We start from the raw sequence: 23562 nt of genomic DNA on the forward strand, positions 1-23562 counted from the left end.
GTGGATGGAGACCGTGGCCACGTCAGAGCAGAGTCGATCAGTAGAAAGTAGTCGCGCGCAGATGAAGATCGACAGTTCCTCTGAGTCCACGCCTCTCTCGACCCGACTATCGGCGTACGGGGGTAAAGCCCGGGAGCTTGTTCGTTTCGGAATTCGGGATGCCCCGATGACGACGTCGATCGTGGTCATCACGTGGGTTCTGGGTGCGGCGACGGGAAGCCTTGTGCATGGGCCGTCGAGATCGCTGGCTCACCAGATTGCGGTCGGAATGGGTTCGCTGCAACACGGGCGACTATGGACACCACTGACATCTGCGCTGTGGGAGGGGAACCTTCTGCGGTACATCGGCGCGACCGTGCTGTTGCTCGTTGTCGCCGCACCCCTCGAACGACGCATGGGCACGGTGAAACTCGCGATCGCGGCGGTCACAACGCAGATACTGGGCGTGATCCTTGGGCTGGGGTGGGCGTCGCTGGCCAAGGTTGTCGACGCCAGCTGGGGGTTTCGCCTCCACTCGGGAGCCGCGGTGGGCGCAAGCGCCTGGGTCGTGGGGGCTCTGATGGTCGCCACCGCGAACATGGGAACGCTGTGGCGTCGACGCATCCGCGTGGGCGTTCTCGCTCTCACCATCACGCTCGCGTTGTTCAGTGGGCAACTTCAGGACGTCATCCGCCTCTTCGCCGGTGTGGTCGGGTTGGTGATCGGTGCGTGGATCGTCGGTAGGTCAGCGCGCGGTGACCGAATCGTCGGGACTCAGCGGGAAGGCCGCGTGCTGGTGGCCATAGTTGTCGCGGCGAGTGCGATCGGGCCGATGATCGCGGCACTCTCCCCGGAGGCAGTGGGACCCTTGGCTGTTCTCCGCGATCTGTTCCGCGGTGTTCCCTGGACAGTGGCCGAGGTCCGCGACCTGTGTGCCGAGTCGTCGACCGACCCGGATTGCCGACGCGGATTGTTGGAACTGCGCTTGTCCGGGATCGGGCCGACGTTGCTCTCGCTCATGCCCTCGATCTTCGTGCTCGTGCTCAGCGACGGTTTGCGGCGCGGCCGGCGCTTCGCCTGGATCGCCACGGTGTGCGCGCAGGTGATCCTTTTGATTCTCTCGATCGGGAACTTCGTCATCCGGTTCGTCGACGCCGCCGACAGCGAGAGCTTGTTCTACGGCATCGGTGACCCCAACGTGTATCGGACGTTGGTGCCGTTCCTTACCCCACTGTTCGTCCTGATCATGTTGATCCTCACGCGGCGATATTTCGACGTGTCTGCTCCGGCCGGAACCTATCGGAAACTGGCAGTGTCACTCTTAGCGCTACTCGCCGGTCTGATCGTGGTGTATGTGGGCGGCGGGATGGTTGCGCGCCACGGGTTCGACCGCGAACCGAGCGTCGCGTTACTTCTGGCTGATTTTCCGCAACGGTTGGTGCCGCCTGTCTATCTGCAACTGGTTGATCCGCGGCTTCTGCCCGTCGACATCGAAGCGACTCTGTTGTTCGAATGGACAGGAGTGGTGTTCTGGGTGGCCGCATCGATTCTCGTGTTCGTGACGTTCCGCAAACCCGTCGACGCACTTGATCCGCGGGACGCCGCGCGCGCCCGAGCGATGCTGATCGCCGGAACCGGAAGCCCGCTGTCGTGGATGACGACGTGGACGGGAAATACCTTCTGGTTTTCGTCGGACGGCTCGAGTTACGTTGCCTACCGCGTTATTTCCGGGGTGGCTCTTACTACCGGCGACCCGGTGGGGCCACCCGGTTACCTGCGAGACACCATCGGCGAGTTTGCAGAATTCGCCACGGAAAATGGCTGGATCCCGTGCTTCTACTCGGTCACCGACGACGTTCGAGCGATTACGGATTCGATGGGGTGGAGCGGCCTGCAGGTTGCCGAGGAAACGATTCTCGATCTGGGCGAGATCGCGTTCACCGGTAAACGATTCCAGGACATTCGAACGGCGTTGAACCGGGCGAAGAAGTCCGGCATCACGGCCGAATGGATCAACTATCCGCACGCCGCGATCGCCGTCAAGGATCAGATTGTCGCGATTTCCGAGGAATGGGTCGCAGACAAGGGAATGCCGGAAATGGGCTTCACGCTCGGCGGACTCAATGAAATCGACGACGACAACGTGCGATGCCTGATCGCGATCGACGAGGAACGCACGGTCCACGGTGTCACATCATGGCTGCCCGTGTACCGGGACGGCCGAATCGTGGGCTGGACTCTCGACTTCATGCGGCGCCGTTCCGAGGGTTTCAGGCCGACCATGGAGTTCCTGATCGCGTCGGCTGCCCTGAGTTTGGAATCCGAAGGAGTCGAATTCCTGAGTCTCTCGGGCGCCCCGCTGGCGAAGGTCGCGACGGATGACGGCTCGGATTCGGTTGAGCTGGAAGCGATGACATTGTCCGGCGTGATGGACAACGTGCTCGAATTCTTGGGGCGCACCCTCGAACCCGTGTACGGTTTCCGCTCGCTGCTGGCCTTCAAATCGAAGTTCCAGCCGCGATATGTGCCCATGCACATGGTGTTCGCCGATCCTGCCGCGCTGCCGAGTATCGGCAACGCAGTAGGGCGGGCGTACCTGCCTACCGTGTCGCTCGGTCAGGGAGTGAAGTTGGTGCGGACGATTATCGGTCGATGAGCGAATGCCGTCAGGAAGTCTGTGCGGCCGGCCCGCCGACGGTACCGAAAACATGTCGAGTTCCGATGGGCACGATCAGCGGGCGATCCGAGACCGGGTCGTCGATGACAGCGGCTTCGAGACCGAACACCTCGAGGAGCAGTTCCGCAGAGATGATGTCTTTCGGAACTCCCGAGGCGACGATGGCGCCGTCCCGCATCACGATCAAATGGTCGCTGTAGCGCACCGCAAGATTGAGATCGTGCAGGATCATGACCACAGTGCGGCCCATCTCCTCGTGCAATTGATCAACGAGGTCGAGAACCTCCATGGAGTGCGCAAGATCCAGGTAGGTCGTTGGCTCGTCGAGCAGAAGGATATCTGTGCCCTGTGCCAGCGCCATCGAGATCCACGCCCGCTGCCGCTGACCACCGGACAGCTGATCGACCGGACGATCTGCAAGATCTGATACCCCGGTCAACTCGAGCGCCTGAGCTACTTCGCCTTCGTCGTCTGCCGACCATTGACGGATCCACGACTGGTGGGGATGGCGGCCACGCGCAACCAGATCGGCGACGGTCAACCCTTCGGGAGCGACTGGAGTTTGCGGCAACATGCCAAGGACTCGTGCGACGTCCTTGGTCTTCATCGAGCTGATTGCCTTGCCGTCCAACACAACCGACCCACTCTTGGGCTTGAGTAGTCGTCCCAGAGCGCGCAAGAGCGTCGACTTACCGCAGCCGTTCGGTCCGATGACCGTCGTGATCACGCCGGTCGGGATTTCGAGATCAAGACCGTCGACGATGATGCGATCCCCGTAACCCAGGGTGAGATCCTTTGCGACGAGACGTGCGGGGGCGTCGACGGACTGGGACAACGTGGTCATGCTGTGACCTTCCGATTGTTACGAACCAAGAGGTAGAGCAGGAACGGTCCGCCGAGCGCTGATGTCACGATGCCGACCGGCAATTCGACGGGAAGAACCGTGCGGGCGATCACGTCACTGCCGACAACAAGCACAGCGCCGGTGAGCGCGGACGCGACGATCGGGGGGCCGGCAGATCGCACCAAGCGCATCGCTACCTGCGGAGCAGCCAGGGCGACAAAGCCGACAGGCCCGGCAGCGGCGGTGGCGATCGCAGCCAATGCGACGGACGAGAGCAGGAGCTTGGCCTGTGACGACTGAAGGCGCACGCCCAGTGACGTCGCGTTGTCCTCGCCCAATCGCAGTGCGCCCATGGTGAACGACGCGATCACGGCGTATCCACCGACAACTACCACCGCGACGGCAACCGGCCACATCTGGTTCCAGGTCGCTCCGTTCAGCGAGCCGTTCAGCCATACCTGCGCCCGGGACGCATCGTTGATATCGGCTGAAATCAGGAGCCACCCGGTAGTTGCCACTAACATCGCGTTAACGCCGATGCCGATCAGGATCAGACGGAATCCTTCGACGCCTTTGCGCCACGCCAGCGTGTAGATGACCACGGCGGTCAGTAGCCCGCCCGCCAGCGCTGCCAGCGGAATGCCGAGTGTCGCAAGCAGACCCACAAACGATCCGCCACCACCGAGAACGATCAGTGCGACAGCGGCCGCGCTGGAACCGGCGGTGATACCCAGGATGTCCGGACTCGCGAGTGAATTGCGGGCGATGGTCTGCGTGATCGCGCCCGCGATGCCGAGTGCCATACCGATGAACAGAGCTGTCAGCGACCGGGGCAAGCGGAGATCGAAGACGATGAGGTTCTGGGTTTTTGTGCCGCCACCGAACAGAACTGAAATCACGTCAGGGATGGAGATCGGGTAGTCGCCGCGTCCGACGCTCAGGCAGATCAGCACGAACAGTGCGGCAGTCAGTGCAACGCACACCGACACCGCCAGCGGGCGATACACCATCGAAAACGAACCGACACGAATCGCTTTGCGGGAGGGAACAGTTCGGGGGAGCGCACCAGGTTCACCCCGGAGAACCTTGCCTTGTGTGATGGTCACAGACTTGCCAACTTCCTGCGCCGTACGAGAGCGATGAAGAACGGCGCACCGAAGATCGCCAGAATGATTCCGACCTGAAGTTCACCCGGACGGACGACAACGCGTCCGATGATGTCGGCGGTGATCAACATGATCGCGCCGAGCAGACCCGCGTACGGGACGAGCCAGCGGTAATCAGGGCCGGTGATTGCCCGGGCAACGTGTGGCACGACGAGGCCGATGAAGGCGATAGGTCCGCAGGCAGCGGTGGCGGCGCCGGTCAGCAAGGTGATCGCGACAATGCCGAGAGTGCGACTGAAGACGATGTTGGTTCCGAGCGCTTTGGCTACGTCGTCGCCGAGACTGAGGACGTTGAGTCCTGGCGTGCTCGCGAGAGCAATGACGAGACCGACGACCAGGAAGGGAAGCACCTGCCATAACACGTCGAATCCGCGTCCGGACACCGAGCCGACCACCCAGAATCGGTACGCGTCGAGGCTTGCCTGGTCGAGGATGATCACCGCATTGGTCATGGCCTGGAGGAAGAACGCGACAGCGGCCCCGGCGAGAGCCAGGCTGAGCGGACTGGAACCTCCGTTGCCGATGGATGACAAGCCGAATACGACAACACTCGCGATGAACGAACCAGCGAATGCAAACCACATGTACTGACTCGGTGCGGTGAACCCGAACAGGTAGATCGACATGACAACCAAGAACGCAGCGCCGGCATTGAGGCCGAGGAGGCCGGCGTCGGCAAGGGGATTTCGGGTGTGCCCCTGAATGAGTGCACCGACGATTCCCAGCGCGATGCCGACAACCAAGCCCAGGATTGTTCGCGGCGCGCGCAGAGTTCGCACGATGATGTCGGTCTGCGACCCGTCGGAGTTGAAGATTGCATGGAAGATCTCGGCAAAAGTGAGCGGACGCGCTCCGACCGCGATGCTGGCAAGCATGACCAACACCAGAAGGACGGTCAGAACTGCAAGACCGATGAGACGACGCCTGCGGGTGGCTGATACCGAGTTGTCGCGCTCGAGTTCGGCGAACCCCTCGTCGCGAGCGGTGCTTTCGCGGACAACGTCGATTCCGGATCGGTTGATCGGGCGCAAGAGTGCGCGTCTGACGCCAATGGGCTGCTTGGTCTGTGCATCCCGGGTGATCAGGCCGACCCAACCTTTTCCGGACGTTCGTCCATTCGTGCCCTCACGGAATCCGAAGTTCCAGATGAGAAGCCCGATAGCGATGGCGATTGCTGTCCCGCCGAACACTGCGCGATCAGCTTCACCGCCGCCGTTGTCGTCCTGCAAGGACTGGACTATGTACCAGCCGATCACGAGAGGGAGCGCGATGATTGCGACGTCGAACAGTCCGGCAAGGATGCGCAATCGGACGGGCGCCGGTCCTCGGGGTACGACACGTCGTCCGTAGTTCTCGCTGGGCCCGCGCGGATGTTCGCTCCCGGGCGTGTCGGTCATGGTCACTGGTGGATCGAACTCCTGGTCTTGGCTCGCAGGGATTTCAGATCTTAGGTTACGGAACCCTATCCCCGGGAACCTCGCTCGGGTTGGTTTCCGGACCGAATATGCGTGCCGAGGCTCACAGATCTTTACTCTTGAATTATGGTGAGGCTAACCTATGTTGAGTGTGTAAGACCCCTACGGCCGATTGGAGTGCATGGTGACCATGACCCTCACCACCGAGCATGTGCAGATTCGTGACTTGGATTTCCGGACTGACGCATTCAGCCGCACCTGCACACGCTTACGGGGGCTCAACCCCGATTACCCGCGCGTGTATGCAGTTGCTGCCATGGCTGGTGAGGGCAAACGCCGATGGTGGAAACTGAGTGCCGGTCTGCACAGTGAACGAGTCGAACAGCTGTATTTGCGATCTCTCCAGGATCTCGACAATCCGGAGGCCGCGGCAATCCAGGTTGCGACGTCCTTGATCCACGCCGTTGTCGGCAGGGTAACCGCTTCCATCGTGGCGGAGGGCTCGGCGTGGGATCCCGGTCTCGAGAACCTCTGGATACATATGGACAGCGACAGTGGTATCGACTGGGCAGGCGTGGTTGACGAAACGCTGCGCGTGGCGCCGGGCGGTACCGAGTACGGCCGGGATGGCGTTGTCGGCATGCCCTGTGAGGAAGCGCTTTTCGTCTGGACCGCGCACAGGTGCCTTGGAGCCCTGCATGCAGTGCTCGCCGCTGTGTCTCGTTGCGCGCCGATAGATCCCTATCGATTCTGGGGTTTGGTCGGCGAAGCCATCCTGGGAGCAACTGCGTACGTCCCGATTCTCGCGGGTGGCGGCGAAACGGCAGCGCAGCGCCGAGGTCAGGGACTGCTCGACGCATTTGTCGGCGCCGGAGTGCCGGTGCGGTCTCGTCGGAAGATCGCAGCGCGCCCCCGTTGGAATCAATTTGACGAAACGCTTGCTTAATTAGGTAAACCTTGCCTATTATTGAGCAATGCAAAGCGGGGAGAACAACCCGCCGAGTTCAAGAAACTGCCGGACCGCGCCGGAGTCCTGAGGGCTGCAGAGACTCCCGGTCCTTCCCATGGCGGGTTCCGCATCGTCATGATGCGGAACCCGCCTGTTCGTCTTTACGGACCTGAATCGTCGCTCGAGTTACGGCTGGTGTAGGCAAGTAGTCAGCGGCCGCCGCACCGGCGCCACGGGAAACACAGATGGAGAAGGCATGTCCGACACAGCTGACATCGCAGACATGAAGAGCTTGCTGGGAACCGGTTTCGACGCCACCATCGGGCTGGAATACACCGACGTGACACCAGATCGAGTTCGCGCTCAGTGGACGGTCAAGCCGACGCTTCACCAGCCGGCCGGTATCCAGCACGGCGGCGTGTACTGCTCCGTAGTGGAATCATTGGCCAGCATCGGCGGCACGGTGTGGCTGGGGGAGCGCGGACACGTTGTCGGCGTCAACAACAACACCGATTTCCTGCGCGCGACACGCGAAGGGACGCTGACCGCGGAGGCCAACCCGATTCATCGCGGTCGTACATCCCAGTTGTGGGAGGTGCGCATCACCGATGAGCAAGGTCGACTGGTGTCCAAGGGGCAGGTACGCCTTGCGAACATCACGGACACCTCAGCGATCGGCAACTGACGACGGCGAGGTCCGAGGACAACAAAACGGCGGTGGAATCAGATTCCACCGCCGTTTTCCGTGTCAATCGAGAGGCTCAGCCGGCAGCCTGTTCCGGTTTGCCTTTTCCGCTCTCGACCGCCGCCTTGGATTTGTTGTGTTTCTCCAACTCGCCCATGGCATTTCGCGCGAACACCTGTTGCTCGGTCGACGCCATCTGAGCACGGCCACGGCCGAAGAACGTCACCGTCCACGACAGGATCGTGGACACACGTGAGCGGAAACCGACCAGATACAACAGGTGGATGGCCAACCACGCCACCCAGCCGATGAAACCGCTGATTTCGAGCTTGCCCACCTTTGCCACCGCGCTGAATCGCGAAATGGTGGCCATACTTCCCTTGTCGAAGTACTTGAACGGAACGCGAGTAGTGGGTGCCTGTCCGTCGATCTCGGCTTTGATCTGCTTGGCAGCGTACTTGCCGCCCTGCATCGCAACCTGTGCCAAGCCCGGCAATTTGTCCAGCGACATCATGTCGCCGACAACAAACACGTTGGGATGACCCGGCAGCGACAGATCCGGGTTGACCATGACCCGACCGGCGCGGTCTGTCTCGCCGCCGCTCTGCTCTGCCAGCTGCTTGCCGAGAGGGCTCGCCTGAACACCGGCCGACCACACTTTGCACTGCGACTCGATGCGGCGCAGTGTGCCGTCCTTCTCCTTGATGATCAGTCCGTCGTTGTCGACGTCAGTGACCATGGCATCCAACTGAATCTCGACTCCGAGGCCCTCGAGCGTTTCTGCGGCCTTGCGGCTCAGCTTGCCGCCGTAGACCGGAAGCACAGCGGGCGCACCGTCAAGGAGAACTACCCGAGCCTCACGGGGATCGATCTTCCGGAATGCGCCATCGAGGGTGCGACGCGACAATTCCGCGATCTGACCCGCGAGCTCAACACCCGTCGGGCCTGCGCCGACAACAACAAACGTGAGCAGGCGTGCGCGCTCGGCGGGATCGTCCGACAGTTCTGCCTGCTCGAACGCGCCGAGAATGCGACCGCGCAACTCGAGCGCGTCATCGATTGTTTTCATACCTGGCGCGAATTCGGCAAAGTGATCGTTTCCGAAGTACGACTGTCCGGCGCCCGCAGCGACGATCAAACTGTCGAACGGCGTCACGGTAACCCGTTCCAACAGCCGTGAAGTTACGGTCTTCTTCTCCAAGTCGATCGTCTCGACCTCACCGAGCAGTACCTGCGCATTTTTCTGCTTGCGGAGTACTAATCGGGTTGCCGGCGCGATATCGCCGACGGACAGAATTCCCGTGGCTACCTGGTAGAGAAGGGGTTGGAAAAGATGATGGGTGGTGCGCGCAATCATCGTGATTTCGGCATCGGCTTTTTTGAGAGCCTGTGTGCCGAACAATCCACCGAAGCCGGAACCGATCACCACGACGCGGTGGCGGTGCGATTCAACCGACTGGATGCTCATTCCGTGCTCCTCGAGTTGTAGACGACGGTTCTACGGTAGTCCCACCTACGCTGAGGTTCTCTGCGAGTCCGCAAGATGTCCGACTCTTCCGGAATCGATCAAGTGAAGTGTCCCCAGCGTCCTACTTGCCGCATCGGACAAGTAGGAACGGCTGGATGATCGCGCCGAGCGCGAGAGCGCCGGTTTACTGCCGAATCGACAGGATGAACAGGGCGATACAACCGCCTACGAAAACCAAGATCGACAACGCGACAGACGCGTACCCGACGCCCACACCAATTGCTGCCAAGTCCATGTGTTGACCCTCTCCTTTTAATGCCAAAAGTTGGCTCGCTCACATCACGGTACTGATGTGCCGTGGATTCGTCGGCATAACCCCGTCGTGGCGCGCCGGAGCGCACTGTGAATTACGGGTTCCGCCTACGGTCCGATTGGAAGCGCGGATCGCGACGGGCCAGCTATCGTATTGGTCGGTCAGTTATCGCTGATGGTTTGCCGTCGGCGTTGCCGAAAGTATGCAGTCCTCACAGATGTGCCGTGGCGGTCCGGTGTACCGAACGCATGATTCTTGTCGCGACGCGGTAAGCGCTTCGACTGTTCGGCCGAGGTGACGCCCCTCTTGGTCCACCGTTGGAACGGCATCCTGCCTGAAACAGAGTATCTACAAGGGTGATTCGCGATCATGAGAATCTGCCCGAACGTCCAATCGGCGTCCAGGGAATCCCCATTTACAGAATCGGACAATTACGACATAGGGAGAAATGAGGATTGGTTCGGTAATCGAACGAAACCCGCAGAGGGATTAGAAAAGATTGCTGAATTCGACCAAAATCAGCGTTTTGGGTCGGTTTGTTCGCTAGATGGATGCTAGCTTTGTCGCAAACAGGTCGATTGAGCGTGAATGAATGGATTCGGGAGGACACCCGTGGGTGGCGATGCTTTTCAGACTGTTCCGGTAGATCGACGGAAATTTGTGAAAACTGTGCTTGCAGCTTCTGCGGTCACAGTTCCGGTAGTGACGTCCATCAGCCTGGGTGGTGCCGCACCGGCATTTGCATCGGGAGACACACCGAACTTGTCGGGTCTGCCGAATCGTGGTCAGCAAGGACAGAACGGCCAAGGCGGTCAAGGCAGCCAGCCGGGTCAGGGCGACAGCGGATCCGGTCAGCCCGGCAGTTCCGGGTCTTCCGGATCTTCGGGTAGCTCTGGTTCTTCGGGGTCATCAGGTTCGTCAGGTAGTTCCGGATCTTCCGGCTCATCGGGATCCAGTTCGGGTAGCTCGGGATCGTCGGGGAGTTCCTCGGGTTCGGGCGGCACAACAACCACCACGGTGCCGACGGAACCCACCATCCCGGCGGGACCCACCAACCCCACCGAGCCAACAGCTCCGACTGACCCGACCGAACCTACAATCCCGACAGTACCCACAAATCCCACCGAGCCGACCTGATCCTTGTCGATTACGAGGGGCTACCCACACGATGAGTGAGTTCGATGCCGCGCTGCACCGCGCTCTGAAAAAAACTTCAGAGCGCGGGCACCGTGAAGGTGAAGGAGACACCGCCTCACGGGAATCCAGTGGATCTGACGATTGCAATTGCGACGTATGACGATTTCGATGGCGCGTATTTCACTATCCACTCGATATTGACTCACCATCGTGAAGTCCTCGATCGAGTCGAGTTCGTGTTGTTGGACAATTTCCCCGAGGGGTTGCCGGCACCGATGCTCGAATCCTTCGCGAAGTACGTGGACCGGTTCCGGTATATACCGTTCACCGAGGTACGTTCGACTGCCGTTCGGGATGTGCTGTTCCGCAAGGCAACTGGAAAGTACGTCTTAGTGCTCGATTCCCACGTGATCCTGTCTCCTGGGTCATTGGAGTCGCTGCTGGACTACTTCGACGCGCATCCGGAAACAGATGATCTGATCCAGGGCCCGATGCTGTCGCAGGACTCGTCACACATCGCGGCCACACACATGGAGCCGGTCTGGCGGCGAGGGATGTTCGGCGCCTGGGGTGTCGATCCGCGGGCGAAGGAAAACCCCGACGTTCCATTCGAGATCCCCATGCAAGGTTTGGGGTCGTTTGCGTGTCGACGTGAGGCGTGGCCCGGACTGAACTCGCACTTCACCGGGTTTGGTGGTGAAGAGGGCTATATTCACGAAAAATTCCGGATCAACGGCGGGAAAGTGGTGTGCTTGCCGTCATTCGGCTGGTTGCACCGATTCGAACGCCCGGCCGGGGTGCCGTATCGCATCAACTGGGACGACCGGATTCACAATTACCTCCTCGGTTGGCAGGAGATCGGTTGGGATGTCGAGTCGGTACACCGTCAGTTCTCCAAACATCTGGGTAACTCGTACCCGTGCATTCGTGAGCGCGCCGAGCGGAGCGTGCAGAAGCCCGAGCTGATCTTCGGTGGTCTGCTCGTCCTGAGTGACGATTGCCGCGTCGCGCCATGGCGGTCGTGCCTAGCCGAGGCCGAGTCGGTCGATGTTGCAGTGCACCGAGTCGTGCCAGCGGAAGACACCGAGGATCCGTGGCGACCGGCGAGTGCGTTTGTCGCAGGAATCGACAAGGCGATTCTGTTGGGCTGGAAGTCCGTGGTCTTCCTGTCGGAACACAACGTCATCGACGGTGCGCTGCCGTACAAACTTCGAAACGTCATGATCGATCTCGCCGAAGACGTCGATTGTGCAGTTATCAACGGGGCCGAAAATGACGTGTCCGGTGCGGTGTTGATCGTGCGCAGTAGTGCCTACGAGCGTTTGCGTGACCGGCTGTCCGACTGCATCACCCGCATGGGTGAGGATGAGTTCTCCTTGCCGGTTTGGCTCGTCTCTGAGGGGGCGAGCGCTGTAACGCTGAAACAGGATCTGGCACGCCGCCGGGCAACCTCCGGCGATGATTCGGTGGCCACCATGGGAGTGGCCCTGGTAAATCTCGATACGGACCGCGAAAGCTGGTCGCACTCGTGGCGGAAGTTCAATCGACTCGCGAACATCGCTGGGGTAGAGAGAATTTCGGCGTACGAGGACCGCGCGAACCCGGCAATCGGATTTGCGGTCTCCTGGCGTCGTGCCATCACACGGGCAGCAGAGAAAGAATGGGGTTCGGTTCTCGTCGCGGCCGACAATCTCGATCTGCTCGATGTGTCGTCGTCGATACTCGACTCAGCACGCACTGAACTCGACAATCTCGAGTGGGACGTGGTGCATCTCGGCCATGATCCGAAGTCACACGACGGAACCCTTTTTGGTGATTCTTCGTTGATTCGAGTCAGCGCGGAAAACCGTGGGGTGCATGCGGTACTTGTGAATTCTCGTGCGTACGAGACGCTACTTGTCGCCATTCCCGATCCTGAATCGCAATCCGCCGAGTTTGCGCAGTGGGCTGGTCGATATCGTTCCCTCGCTGAGTTTGTAGTGGATGCCGGCGCGTCAGGCATGCTGACCTGCCTGTCGTTGTCGCCAGGTATCGCCACCAACCGGACCTTGCTCCGTTCAGGCGCACTCGAATCCGAATACTCACGACGCTTCACACTCTGATTGCACAACACATCCACGGGAGGCTCCCTTGACCGAATTGCTCGTAGACACCCGGCCGCAGCGCGCAAACAGCGTGGAAAGCAATGATCTCGCCGACGGAGTTGTTCTCTACGACAGCTCCAGCGAGGTAGCACATCACCTCAATCCCGTTGCGACCTTGGTCTGGGAACTGTGCGACGGGCGGACTGTCGGCGACATAGTCGACGCTGTCGCCGAAGTCCTCGAAATCCCCACTGCTGAAGCGCAATCCGTGGTCGTTGAAACTTACGGACAGCTGAACACGTCACGGTTGTTGGTGTGAGGTCCTAGGTGACAGCTGGCGATGCGGAGAACATCCGTTCGCAGTACCTATGGGTCGACGCACACGTCACGGGCACCGCGGTTCCCGAAGTTCGCGTCGTCGAACACAAGATTGCCAGCCCGTGGTCTGCGAACCACCGGGTAGACGCGCACGTTGTGCCCAGCGAATCGGTGCCAGGGCGATGGGATGCGACCATCCGCTCCACAATCGATGCGACCCGTGAAAACCTGGTCGGACTCGACGGTCTGCAGGCCGCCGAGAGTATCTATCGCACCGTGCACCGCGATGTCATGACCGCGGCTCGCATCGACCAGTGGACGCGGTTGCACGCTGCTCTGGTGGATTGTGGCGGCGTGCGGGTGGCGATTGCCGGGCACTCGGGAGCAGGGAAGACCACGCTTTCGTTGGCGCTCGCCCTGCGGGGCGCACAGCTTCACGCGGACGAGGGCGTTTTCATCCGAGGTGAAGAAGCTGTCGGTCTGCCGCGCCGCGTCCACGTCAAGGCGGGCACGTTCGATGTATTGCCGGAGATCAGCAGCTGCGAGCTGCTGCATCTGCCGTATGAACCCCCGGTGTGGGCACTTGACCCGACATCATTGCCCACGCCACCCGACGTTGTGGCTGGGTTGCGGGGGATCGATGTGCTGTTGATCCTCGAGGGGTGGAGCGACACGACGCGTGTTGAGCCAGTGCCCACCGCCGTGGCTTTGCAATCGTTGGCCGAACAAACCGCACTGTGGTCCGACGATCACCGGCTGACGCTTCGTAACATCGCAGCGCTGTTGTCGAATACGGCGTGCTTCAGTTTGACCCGCCAGCACCTGGATTCCGGGATCGCGGCCGTCGAGGAATTGGTGGCGTCGTGCGTGACACGCAGTATCTGATCGCGATGCTCGACGCCGAGGACGGCGCTGAGGTCATCCGTTCATGTAGTGATGACGACTGGCCGCGTCTTATCGACGTTGCCGCGCGGCACAAGGCGCTACCGCTACTCGCCGCTGCCGCTGTCGACGCTGAGTTCGCCTCGATTCTGTCTCCGAGTTTTGCAACGATGCTGGCAACATCGACCGCCGACGTATCCAGCCCACAATTGACACTGAGCCTGGTGCATCATCGCAATACGCTGCGAATCGCCGATCTGGAATCTCAGCGGGCTGAACTTCAGGAGATGCTGCGCGACAAGGGGTTTCCCACTGTTGCACTCAAAGGCGCGGCGTTACTCGAACGCAACATCTGGCCCAATCCCGCGGCGCGGCGGATGATCGACATAGATCTGCTTGTCGTGGACCTTGCTCACGCGGTCCCCGCCAACGACGCGATCATCGACCACGGATACCGCATGGTGCGCTCCGACGAGGTGTCCGCAGATTCCATCGATCACGATGACCATCAGGAACCAGCGCTGCTTCGAGACGATCGACATGGTTCCGTCGAAATCCACGCACACCTTCTGCCGCGCTTTGCCCGACACGCGCTCACCCGAGAGCGTGCGGTGCAGAACATCGTGTCGTCGGCCGGCCCGAAACTCGCGCTTGACGATGTGGCCCTGCACGTTATCTCCCATGCCCGCCTTGCCGACCGGGCATTGGTACGCGCTGATCTAGCGCTGAACAGTATTTTCGACGTCGGATATCTACTTGCTCATGATCCGTCGATCGGCCACGCATTGGCGAGCCGCCCGATGGCGCGCGACGTTCGCCGGGCCGTGAACGTGCAGTTGGCAGCCGTGGAATCAGTCTTCGGCACAAGCGTTGTCGGCGTAACTGCGTCGGCACGGCTGTGGTGGCGATGGACGCTGTGGTTGGCGGATCACCCGCGCATGCACTCGCTCTACCGGGATCTGGTCATGGTTCCGCTGTTCCTCGATCGTGATCGACTCTCGATCAGGGCAGGACAGGAGCTGCGCGGAATTTCGCTGGCACGCGCCCGACTGACGTATTTCACCCGCCGCGCGCGGACCGCACTCGGTGACGCGCAGCGCACCTCCGCGCATGCTTAGGGAAGTTCTCTACTTTCTCAGCTTTCTCGTTGATCATGTACGGCAGCTCCGCTAGACAGATCTGCGTTCAGAAGGACTCGAAACCGACCGCCTTAGAGTTACCGGTGGGTGCGCCGGTAACGTACAGAGGACTGCCGCGCGATACCCCCGGTATGACACGAGCGCGGGTTCTGACTGTCGTCGCCACGGTTGTCCTGGCACTGTTCCTCGGCGGTGGGTTCGCTGCCGCCTCGCCAGGTGGACCGGACCCGTACTGGTGGATGGGTCCGCAGGTCCGGCCGTGGCTCGAGCCGATCTTCGTCGGTCTGGCCAACTGGTTCTTCAACCTGCCGCTGGTGCCGTACCTGTCGTAGCCGCCACGGCGCTCCCATCGCCACCTGATGCGTGCAGCAGCTTCGCATTCAGTGGCGGAACACTTCGTGTTGAACTACCCCGCTATGAGTTGAATGTCCGTTATCTTCCTCGGTAATGGTTGCAATCTCGTGGCTGCTCCGCCTCGCGTGCACGGAAGCTGTCACCACGAAAAGGAGTACATCCGTGAATGGTATCGAAACGCCCGCTCGTTGGTCCCGGACCACCTCGGTGCTTGGAGCCGGCGCACTTGCTGTCGCGATCACCCTCGGCAGTGCAGTTGGTACCGCGTCAGCAGATAGTCCGGTCACCGACTTCGGCAGCGTCTCGTTTTCGGTGACCAACACTGCCGACAACACCGTCTACGACATCAACGCCGTCCTCAACCTACCTGCGGGCACCCTCCCGATAGGGATGATGATCCCGCCGATCGGTGCGCGCGCCTCGGCCCCTCAAGCGGTCAACGACTCCTTTGGCGACTCCTTTGTGGGCACCTCGTTGGACTTCGTTCTGGGTTTCGTTCTGGCTGCGGGTAATTTCTCCTTAACGCCCAGCAACTTCGGATCACCTGGGAGTTCAGGGTGGTGAGCCAGTCCCGACTCACGAATGGGGCCGGTCACCCTTAAGAAGAGCCCCTCTCGACGTCAGCCGAGGATATGGAAGATCAGTCGACCACCGGCGCCTCGAGGTGTCGATGGTTCCGGTGTGCTCACGGAGACACCTGCCGTTGCGTTTAATTCGAATGTTGCGTATATTTCGTTTGGAAGTTCTTTTGTGTTCGCAGGAGGTAATGCCATGTCTGCTGGCGATCAGCCCAGTGTCATCGAGCAGGAACAGGCGCGTCAGGCGTTGCAGGTGCTGCGCGGTGTCGAACCCGACGTGGGGGAGACGCTCGATGTCAAGGTTGCGGGCACTGCGGAGTCGCTACATTTGCCACGTGCAGCATTCGAGTTGATCCGGGATGTGTTGGCGAATATGGCTGCCGGGCAGGGTGTCACGGTCGTCCCGGCGCATGCCGAGTTGACCACGCAGCAGGCCGCCGAGATGCTCAATGTCTCTCGCCCACATGTGATCAAGCTGCTCGACGAACGACAGATCGAGTATCGGTTGGTCGGGCGTCATCGCCGGATCCTCGCATCGTCGCTGATTGCCTATCGGCGGTCTCAGCTTGGCGCCGCGCGCAGTGCCGCCGACGAGTTGGCAGCTCACACGGAAGAGCTCGGGCTGTACTGACGTGACCTTCACCGTGTTGTACGACGCAAACGTGTTGTACCCCAATGTTCTACGAGATGTGTTGATACGGCTCGCGCAGACCGGGCTTGTTCATGCCCGTTGGACAGACCGCATTCTCGACGAAGCTTTCGGGAACTTGGCGCAGGACCGTCCGGACATCCCGATCGCGAAACTGGACAGGTTGCGTGAGTTGATGAATGTCGCGGTTCCGGACTGTCTGATCACTGGTTACGAAAAACTCATCCCCGCCCTGGCGCTGCCTGATGTCAATGATCGGCATGTGTTTGCCGCAGCGATCCGAGCGGGAGCCCAGGTCATTGTCACCGCGAATCTGCGGGACTTTCCGGAATCCGAACTCGCCCAATTCGGCGTCGAGGCCAAGCATCCGGACGAGTTCGTGATGGATTTGTTCCACCTCGACGGGGTGCGGGTTCATCAGGCGGTCAGTGCGACTGCAGCGGGATGGCGAAATCCTCCGGGGACGCCAGCGGATGTGTGCGACCGTCTTGTGGCAGCGGGTCTTCCGATTTCGGCAGCAGCGCTGCGGCGCTGAACAGAAGCTTCGGTTGCTACCTCCACGCTAGTGCTCAAGCCTTCGACGGTCGGCCTAGATTTGGCCTTGTTGTTTGCCGAAATTCGAACTGATTGGTTTGTTGTACAAGGCTAGACATGCAGTCATTTGCCTGCATATCATGTGTCCATGGCGTCATCTACCGACCTGGTTTTCAAAGCACTGGCTGATCCAACGCGCAGGTTCCTTCTCGACTGCCTGCGCGAAGACAATGGTCAGACGCTGGGGGAGTTATGTGAGCGCGTGACGATGACACGTCAGTCTGCAACCCAACACCTGGCCGTGCTCGAGGCGGCAAATCTGGTGAGCCACGTGCGCCATGGTCGAGAGAAGCGTCATTATCTCAATCCTGTTCCACTCGAGGAGATTCGCGAACGATGGATTGACACTTTCGAACACTCGCGACTTCAGGCGCTGAGTGCAATCAAACGACATGCGGAGGCAGAAATGACCGTCAAGCCCACCTACAAATACGTCACCTACATCGAGAGCACACCGGAAGCGGTGTGGCGAGCACTCACCGACGCTGACCTCACGGCGGCGTATTGGGGGCACCAGAACGTCTCCGACTGGAATGTCGGATCCTCGTGGGAGCACCGCCGCGCCGATGGTTCCGGTATCGCTGATGTCGTGGGCACTGTCATCGAAAGTGAAGCGCCGAGCCGGCTGGTTACATCATGGGCGTCTCCTGACAATCCCAGCGAGGACACTACCTCCCGGGTGACGTACACAATCGAACCGTACGGCTCGATTGTTCGCCTCACCGTCGTGCATGAAAACCTTGCCGACGAGGAAGCGCATAGCAGCATTTCCCGGGGCTGGCCGGCAGTTCTCTCCAACCTCAAGTCCCTGCTCGAGACGGGGCACGTTCTTCCTGACACACCGTGGGAGATGCCGGCCAACTGAAGGGTAGTCGGGCTGGTTCACAGGGAAGGGGAGGGCCTCGTGGACCGGGCGCCGGCAAGCCTGGGGGAGTGATTGAGGTAGTGTCGTGCAGCGCTCAGGGGGAGTGGCAGTCGGCCCAATTTCCGAGAAAACCTATGTGATAGTGCGGTTTTCGATCGGGGTTGGCTGATCGAACAGGACAGCTCGCTAAATAATTGGCGTCTTGTCGTTGATCTCTTTATTCCGATTGCCTAATATCGGACGGTGACGGAATCACGTAATTTCCCGAATATATGTAGTCAGCAAATTACCTAACAACGCAATAAAAATGAGCGCGCACCTCACCACACCACAAAGAAGTCGGGCACAAAGCACAGACAACAGGGTTCGACTTGTCACGATTTCGCATGTTTGACGAACCCTTGTGCGTAAACATCGGCTGCGATGGAATTGAGAAAGCTGGATCCGGGGGAGAGCGCGTCTAGCGGCGCGAATTATTCCGAACCGAGGAACGATTGTGGACAAGAATCGCGACAATCCGAGCCACCCGGCAGAGCCGTTTCCTGACGTCAGGTGGAGCCACGACAGGCCCATATTGCGTAAACCCGTCACTGTCTTCGTGTCGAGCAAGTTCGGATCGTGGCTCATTCGTACTGCAACACCGTTGGATCGGTGGATTTTGCAACGCAGCAAGAGTCGGTACACGATCCTCGGGCCGCTCGGATTGCCGCTTCTGCTGTTGACGACAGTCGGCCGAAAGACCGGGCAACCTCGCACAACTCCGCTGACATACGTCCGCGAAAACGGTCAACTGTTTGTCGTGGGAAGCAACTTCGGGCAGGACCATCACCCGGCCTGGTCGAACAACCTGCTGGTCAACAACCATGCCACTGTCACCATTGGCGGTGTGGATGTACCGGTGGAAGCGACACCTCTGTTAGGCGCGGAGAAAGAGTGCACCTTCGAAAGGTTCGTTGCAATCGGTGAGGCCTATGCGAGATATCGAGATCGTACGGACCGCGATCTGCGAATATTCTGTCTTGTTCCACGGTGAAAGAGCACAAGCACTGACTGACTAGCGCCCCAGTGCGGAGCACAGTGCGGCGTTCAGCTCTTGTGCCGGCACCATCGGAAGTGCGTGGTGTGTCGCCGAAGCGAGAATCAGAGTCTTCGCGTGGGGGAGCGATGCACGTATCAAAGCCGCAACTCGGCTGCTGTCATGAACTTTGCTTCGTCCCGCCAGGATGACCGTGGTGTCGACGGAAAACCCCGCCAACTTCTTCCTGCCGGGGCGCTTCGGCACAATCGTCTTCGATTTTGGAAAGTGTGCTGCCCCAAGAGTGAGGAGTGACATCCAGTCCTCATCCAGCGATGCACCACCGGTTTCCCATTCGATGAACGTCCGTTCCCTTTTTTCGTTCGGGCGCAAAAGAATTGGTAGTGCATGCACCAGGTATTGCATCCTCATGCCGGCAAAGCAGGAATTGGGGTCGATCAATATGAGCCGACTCACTCTGTCGGGATTGTGTAGCGCGTAGGCCAAGGCGATCATGGCTCCGTACGAGTGGCCGATGATGCTGGGGGAGTCGAGGTCAAGTCCGTCTATGACGCTCTTCAGCCAATCAAGCAGGTCATCGACAGCTTTCATCGGTTTGCCGTGGGCGGTGCTGCGTCCAACATCTCCCATCAGATCCACTGCATAGACTCTGTTATGCGCGCTGAGCGCAGTCACATTGTCAAACCACACGGTCGATGTTGCTCCACCTCCTGGTAAAAGAACGACCGGAGGGCCTGATTCAGGGCCGCATACATTGACATGAGTTGTGCCGTAATCGGATTCGATCTCAATAGTAGTTGTGTCGTCCGGCCAGGTGGACAGTACCGAATCGTAGGCAGCGTAGAAGGCCGCACCGCTATCGGTTGCCGCGAACTGATCGATCGATGATGCAGGCATTGAGAACTCCATCCTCATTTATCTCGATAGTCGAGATAATAGACAATGGAACTAATCGCGTCGAGCGGAGGAGTGGAAGTGACCGATACGAATAAGTCGACTACCAGCGGTCACGAGATGGTGCACCTACTGCGGGCGTTGGTCGTGCAGTTGGATCTGTTCGGTGCGAACTTCGCAGCGCAGCATCAACTTCACTCCACAGATGTGCGCGCGCTGATCAGCCTTCTTGACGCTGAACGCGCGGGACAACCAGCCACGCCGGGATGGCTGGGTCAGCAACTGGGTTTGAACTCCGCGTCGGTAACAGCATTGATCGACCGTATGGAACAACGCGGCCTGGTGGTTCGAGAACGAGACATGAGTGACCGTCGACGCGTGATCATCGATGTCACCGATAGCGCCAAGAATCTGGGGTGGTCGTTTTTCGGACCGCTGATCGGCCAGGCCACCGACGTCTTGGAATCCTTTTCGCCGACGCAATTGACGACGATAGGCGAGTTCTTGACGAAAATGAGTGCCGCGGTCGAGGTCACCCGAGGATCGCAGGCACCAGCCGATTAGACTGGCTCCCAGAGATTTTCAGAGTTCGGGCGCCAGGCGGTCATGTTGCCGTCGACGGTGATAAAACTGGTGTTCAGCCAGAATGTGGTATCGGGATTCCAGCCCGCAAGTACGGTGGCACCTGAGCGGGCGGACAGAGGAATCGTGATACCCGGAGTGGTGAGATACCCGATCATGCTCAGGTGAACTGCGTCGTAGTCGTTGACTACCTTGCTCCAATCCGGAATGAACCAGTCGTGATACTCGCCCGTGGTGTCGTACCAAACGGAACGACGCGATGCCGGTACAGCGAGGGGATAGGTGTCGACGAGGTGAGCCCAGTCCGCAGGACTCGAGATCTCGTACACCCGAGATGTTCTGTCGATGCTCACCGGCCACACGTGAGCGAAACTCCATCCCGGGCTGTCCTCAACGAGCATCAACTCGACGGCTCCGAGGACGTCCCGGGCGCGAGTGGTGTCGTAAGCCCCGTTCGCGGCTGGGATCGACCACCATTCACCGCCGATCTGCCTGTCAGGATCCGCTTTCAGATACTCGACGAACGTCGCTTCATAGTCCAGCGTGTGCGCTCGCCACTGCTCCAGTCCGTCCTCGAACTTCCGGATGTGCAGGGGCGTCACGTCTGGGTCATCGGTACGGTCGTACTTCTGAACCATTCGTTGGTTGACGAGGTCGACGGGCTCGGCCCACCACTGAGTGTGCGGTGACGCCAAGACTGCATGCGCGATGGGTCGGAGAAGCTCGACAACCTGGGGGACAACCAACACGATGTCCTCTTCGTCCGGCGGCTGCCAGTAGCGTGCAAAATCCACGGCATAGGCGAACCGGTCGAGAATTTCGATTTCGGACAGTGCGGCAACGGCTCCGAAGTCCACGTTAGCGAGGACATCAACAACGTCGCCGAGTGTGGAGTGCAGACCGTAACGCGACGCCAACTCGTGCGTGCTGCAGGCATTTCCGATATTTGCGCAGAAGAACCGACGACGAGGTGAGCCCAGCATCATCGAGACCGTATCCATGTACCAAAGCTAGTCGCCTGTAACCGCGTAGTCGTGCACTGAAGGTCCGGCGCGGCGTAGTTCGCAACACGGTTAACTTCTATCGCGGGGCGCACGCTCCGGGTGGTGCGACGTTTGTTTCGTATGGGCCGGGTGCCGCGATGGCTGCTTGAATTGGCGCCGTGCCGGCACTTGCTCAGGGCGCAGAGCCCAGAGCATCAACTCAGGAATGGGCTCGCGCGATATTCGAAGATCAACCGGCCGGCGATTCTGTCAGCGGGATTCTCCTGGACAGTCCGCTACAACATCCGTCGTTGCTGCGTCGACTCCAGGTCGAGATGTGGAAACGAGCGTGTCAGAACCGTCGTGCTCGATCTGCGTCTGATCCATGGGGGAAGGTCCTTCAGACGCTCAGATCCCCACTACTTGACATAATGTAGATTATCGGCAAATTACCGACCTGCGGATATGTGGCGGATGGCCTGAATAAACCCAATCTCTCGTGATGCCCGTCTGTGCCTATACGTACACGCATTCATCCCGTCGGTGTCCGCGCGCCCGCTGGCCGCGGCCCTGTGGAATCGGTCGCCGACTCAGATCTTCCGGCGCCGCCACGCCCCGTACCCACGGGCCCATGGCAACCAACGCCGTCTGGCCCAGACCTGGACATACTGACGGGTCTGGGCGGGATTCCGGTTCGTGGTCGGCAGTTGCCAGGGTCCGCGTCCCCCAGCTCAATACGTCACTGTGACATATTGAGCTTTTCTGGTGGGTGATCAGAAAGCTCTAAGAAATTCGATAACCGACTAAACTTGTCAGCATGCCCGAATGTCCGCTCACGAGTTCGCGAGGCCTACGTCCTCAGTGAACCCCATACGTGAAGTGGTCGAACGCTGGCTTGCTATGCCTGACCAGTTTGATCGATTTACCCGTTTGCTTCGTGGCAACGGATTCCTCGAGGCCACACGAATACTTATCGGCCTCATGGTCTTTTCCATGGGAGTCACCGTTGTGGGAAAACGACTGGGAACGGCATCCGATCAAGTAAGCAGCATTCCGCTTGACATGATGATCGGTGTACTCGCGCTGATAGGCGGATTGGCATACCCGGTATTCACGACTACCAGAAACCGTTCGCTTCAATTTGTCATCGCGAGCGATGTGTCGATCGCCATTATCGTGCTCACCGAAGCGGATCTTGATCAGCGACTTCTCGGATCACTGGTGTTCGGGCTGATGGGCACGTATATCGCTTTCTTCCACAACATGCGTGCTCACCTGGTTCACCTGCTGTTTTCGATCACAATCGTCGTCGCAGCATGCTGCGGTGTTTTCACCGAAGAACCGACGACATTCTTCGATACCTTTGGGCGAATTCTCTTTGCGGTGAGCGTCATCAGCGTTGTTCCGTTCCTGACGCAGATTGCATTGATCCTTCTGAGTAACGACGCCCAAGGGTCGGAGCTCGATCCCCTGACAGATCTTCTCAATCGCCGCGGTCTTGCTCGTCGTACAGCGGAGCTGATTCGATCCAAGTCCGGCATCGGCCAGTCACTATTGGTGGTTGTCATCGACATCGACAATTTCAAGCAATTCAACGACACTTTCGGACATGATGTCGGTGATCGCGTCATCATTCGAACGGCAAATCGATTGACCGCGTGGGCGCGAGCAGATGCGGCAATTGCCAGAGTCGGCGGTGACGAATTCATCGTGGTTCAGATCATGCCGCTCTCTGATGTCGGTGATCTGATCTCGCGAATCCACCCCGCAATGAATACACCAATTGTCGAACCACGATCGACTACAAGTATCGGGATCGCGATCCACAATGGCAGTTGGCTGGATTCGGACGCCGAGGAAGCCGGAATCGACGCGCTTCATCGTCTCGCCGATTCCGCGATGTACGAGAGCAAACGACTGGGCGGAAATCACGTCCACACAATCGTGATGACGTCGCCGTAGCCGTCAACC

General features: G+C 59.8%; 22 protein-coding genes. 15 read left to right on the forward strand and 7 right to left on the reverse strand.

The window, feature by feature from the left end; translation table 11 throughout:
• Positions 1 to 61 precede the first annotated feature (61 nt).
• On the forward strand, positions 62 to 2635 hold the full coding sequence (locus KYT97_RS03790; RefSeq protein ID WP_033232049.1) for a rhomboid family intramembrane serine protease: 2574 nt from the start codon (positions 62 to 64) through the stop codon (positions 2633 to 2635).
• Positions 2636 to 2645: 10 nt separating this feature from the next.
• On the opposite strand, the gene KYT97_RS03795 is transcribed toward KYT97_RS03790, so the two are convergent.
• From KYT97_RS03795 to KYT97_RS03805, 3 genes are all read right to left on the reverse strand, one after another.
• Positions 2646 to 3500 carry an ABC transporter ATP-binding protein gene (locus KYT97_RS03795; protein WP_033232048.1) on the reverse strand — a complete coding sequence of 285 codons (855 nt, stop codon included), beginning with the start codon at positions 3498 to 3500 and terminating at the stop codon, positions 2646 to 2648.
• Positions 3497 to 4510, reverse strand: a complete 1014-nt coding sequence (locus KYT97_RS03800; protein WP_202025710.1) for a FecCD family ABC transporter permease — start codon at positions 4508 to 4510, stop codon at positions 3497 to 3499. The genes KYT97_RS03795 and KYT97_RS03800 overlap by 4 nt, the downstream gene beginning before the upstream one ends.
• Positions 4511 to 4602: 92 nt before the next feature.
• Positions 4603 to 6063 carry an iron chelate uptake ABC transporter family permease subunit gene (locus KYT97_RS03805; RefSeq protein WP_072782575.1) on the reverse strand — a complete coding sequence of 487 codons (1461 nt, stop codon included), beginning with the start codon at positions 6061 to 6063 and terminating at the stop codon, positions 4603 to 4605.
• Positions 6064 to 6271: 208 nt separating this feature from the next.
• On the opposite strand from KYT97_RS03805, the gene KYT97_RS03810 reads away from it, so the two are divergent.
• Both KYT97_RS03810 and KYT97_RS03815 read left to right on the forward strand, forming a co-directional pair.
• Positions 6272 to 7027 (forward strand): hypothetical protein, encoded by a 756-nt coding sequence (locus tag KYT97_RS03810; RefSeq protein WP_415395430.1) that lies wholly within the window; start codon positions 6272 to 6274, stop codon positions 7025 to 7027.
• 259 nt (positions 7028 to 7286) lie between these two features.
• Entirely contained in the window at positions 7287 to 7715 is a 429-nt protein-coding gene (locus KYT97_RS03815; protein ID WP_033232047.1) for a PaaI family thioesterase, read from the forward strand.
• Between the two features lie 76 nt (positions 7716 to 7791).
• On the opposite strand, the gene KYT97_RS03820 is transcribed toward KYT97_RS03815, so the two are convergent.
• Positions 7792 to 9183, reverse strand: coding sequence for an NAD(P)/FAD-dependent oxidoreductase (locus KYT97_RS03820; protein ID WP_045067742.1), 1392 nt, complete (start codon positions 9181 to 9183; stop codon positions 7792 to 7794).
• A 1164-nt stretch (positions 9184 to 10347) separates the two neighbouring features.
• On the reverse strand, positions 10348 to 10620 hold the full coding sequence (locus tag KYT97_RS03825; protein ID WP_033232045.1) for a hypothetical protein: 273 nt from the start codon (positions 10618 to 10620) through the stop codon (positions 10348 to 10350).
• Positions 10621 to 10761: 141 nt separating this feature from the next.
• Between KYT97_RS03825 and KYT97_RS03830 the strand changes: the two genes are divergently transcribed.
• The 10 genes from KYT97_RS03830 (at position 10762) to KYT97_RS03875 (ending at position 19129) form a co-directional block, all read left to right on the forward strand.
• Entirely contained in the window at positions 10762 to 12735 is a 1974-nt protein-coding gene (locus tag KYT97_RS03830) for a glycosyltransferase family 2 protein (RefSeq protein ID WP_245006008.1), read from the forward strand.
• Positions 12736 to 12763: 28 nt separating this feature from the next.
• Positions 12764 to 13036: a PqqD family protein gene (locus KYT97_RS03835; protein WP_219111785.1), complete on the forward strand. Its 273-nt coding sequence runs from the start codon at positions 12764 to 12766 to the stop codon at positions 13034 to 13036.
• Positions 13037 to 13044: 8 nt separating this feature from the next.
• Positions 13045 to 13920, forward strand: a complete 876-nt coding sequence (locus KYT97_RS03840) for a phosphoenolpyruvate carboxykinase (ATP) (protein WP_245006009.1) — start codon at positions 13045 to 13047, stop codon at positions 13918 to 13920.
• Complete coding sequence (locus KYT97_RS03845) at positions 13899 to 15035, forward strand: nucleotidyltransferase family protein (protein ID WP_219111786.1); 1137 nt, start codon at positions 13899 to 13901, stop codon at positions 15033 to 15035. Before KYT97_RS03840 ends, KYT97_RS03845 begins: the two co-directional genes overlap by 22 nt.
• Positions 15036 to 15187: 152 nt before the next feature.
• Positions 15188 to 15388, forward strand: a complete 201-nt coding sequence (locus KYT97_RS03850; RefSeq protein WP_045067746.1) for a hypothetical protein — start codon at positions 15188 to 15190, stop codon at positions 15386 to 15388.
• 184 nt (positions 15389 to 15572) lie between these two features.
• Complete coding sequence (locus KYT97_RS03855; RefSeq protein WP_092807956.1) at positions 15573 to 15974, forward strand: hypothetical protein; 402 nt, start codon at positions 15573 to 15575, stop codon at positions 15972 to 15974.
• Between the two features lie 207 nt (positions 15975 to 16181).
• A complete protein-coding gene (locus KYT97_RS03860; protein WP_095887845.1) occupies positions 16182 to 16619 on the forward strand; it encodes a helix-turn-helix domain-containing protein in 438 nt (145 codons plus the stop codon).
• Between the two features lies 1 nt (position 16620).
• A complete protein-coding gene (locus KYT97_RS03865) occupies positions 16621 to 17172 on the forward strand; it encodes a PIN domain-containing protein (protein ID WP_219111787.1) in 552 nt (183 codons plus the stop codon).
• 165 nt (positions 17173 to 17337) lie between these two features.
• Positions 17338 to 18096, forward strand: a complete 759-nt coding sequence (locus KYT97_RS03870; RefSeq protein WP_219112801.1) for an ArsR/SmtB family transcription factor — start codon at positions 17338 to 17340, stop codon at positions 18094 to 18096.
• Positions 18097 to 18592: 496 nt separating this feature from the next.
• Positions 18593 to 19129 carry a nitroreductase family deazaflavin-dependent oxidoreductase gene (locus KYT97_RS03875; protein WP_219111788.1) on the forward strand — a complete coding sequence of 179 codons (537 nt, stop codon included), beginning with the start codon at positions 18593 to 18595 and terminating at the stop codon, positions 19127 to 19129.
• Positions 19130 to 19150: 21 nt separating this feature from the next.
• Here the strand turns inward: KYT97_RS03875 and KYT97_RS03880 are convergent, their stop codons facing one another.
• Positions 19151 to 20029 carry an alpha/beta fold hydrolase gene (locus KYT97_RS03880; RefSeq protein WP_033232227.1) on the reverse strand — a complete coding sequence of 293 codons (879 nt, stop codon included), beginning with the start codon at positions 20027 to 20029 and terminating at the stop codon, positions 19151 to 19153.
• 117 nt (positions 20030 to 20146) lie between these two features.
• Between KYT97_RS03880 and KYT97_RS03885 the strand changes: the two genes are divergently transcribed.
• Positions 20147 to 20590 carry a MarR family winged helix-turn-helix transcriptional regulator gene (locus KYT97_RS03885; protein ID WP_033232226.1) on the forward strand — a complete coding sequence of 148 codons (444 nt, stop codon included), beginning with the start codon at positions 20147 to 20149 and terminating at the stop codon, positions 20588 to 20590.
• Here the strand turns inward: KYT97_RS03885 and KYT97_RS03890 are convergent.
• Positions 20587 to 21609, reverse strand: coding sequence for a hypothetical protein (locus KYT97_RS03890; RefSeq protein ID WP_219111789.1), 1023 nt, complete (start codon positions 21607 to 21609; stop codon positions 20587 to 20589). The two genes, KYT97_RS03885 and KYT97_RS03890, sit on opposite strands and share 4 nt — an antisense overlap.
• Before the next feature lie 882 nt (positions 21610 to 22491).
• Between KYT97_RS03890 and KYT97_RS03895 the strand changes: the two genes are divergently transcribed.
• Entirely contained in the window at positions 22492 to 23553 is a 1062-nt protein-coding gene (locus tag KYT97_RS03895) for a GGDEF domain-containing protein (RefSeq protein ID WP_233363863.1), read from the forward strand.
• Positions 23554 to 23562: the final 9 nt, after the last annotated feature.

The sequence above is a fragment of the Rhodococcus globerulus genome (assembly GCF_019334125.1).
Taxonomy (GTDB): domain Bacteria; phylum Actinomycetota; class Actinomycetes; order Mycobacteriales; family Mycobacteriaceae; genus Rhodococcus_F; species Rhodococcus_F globerula.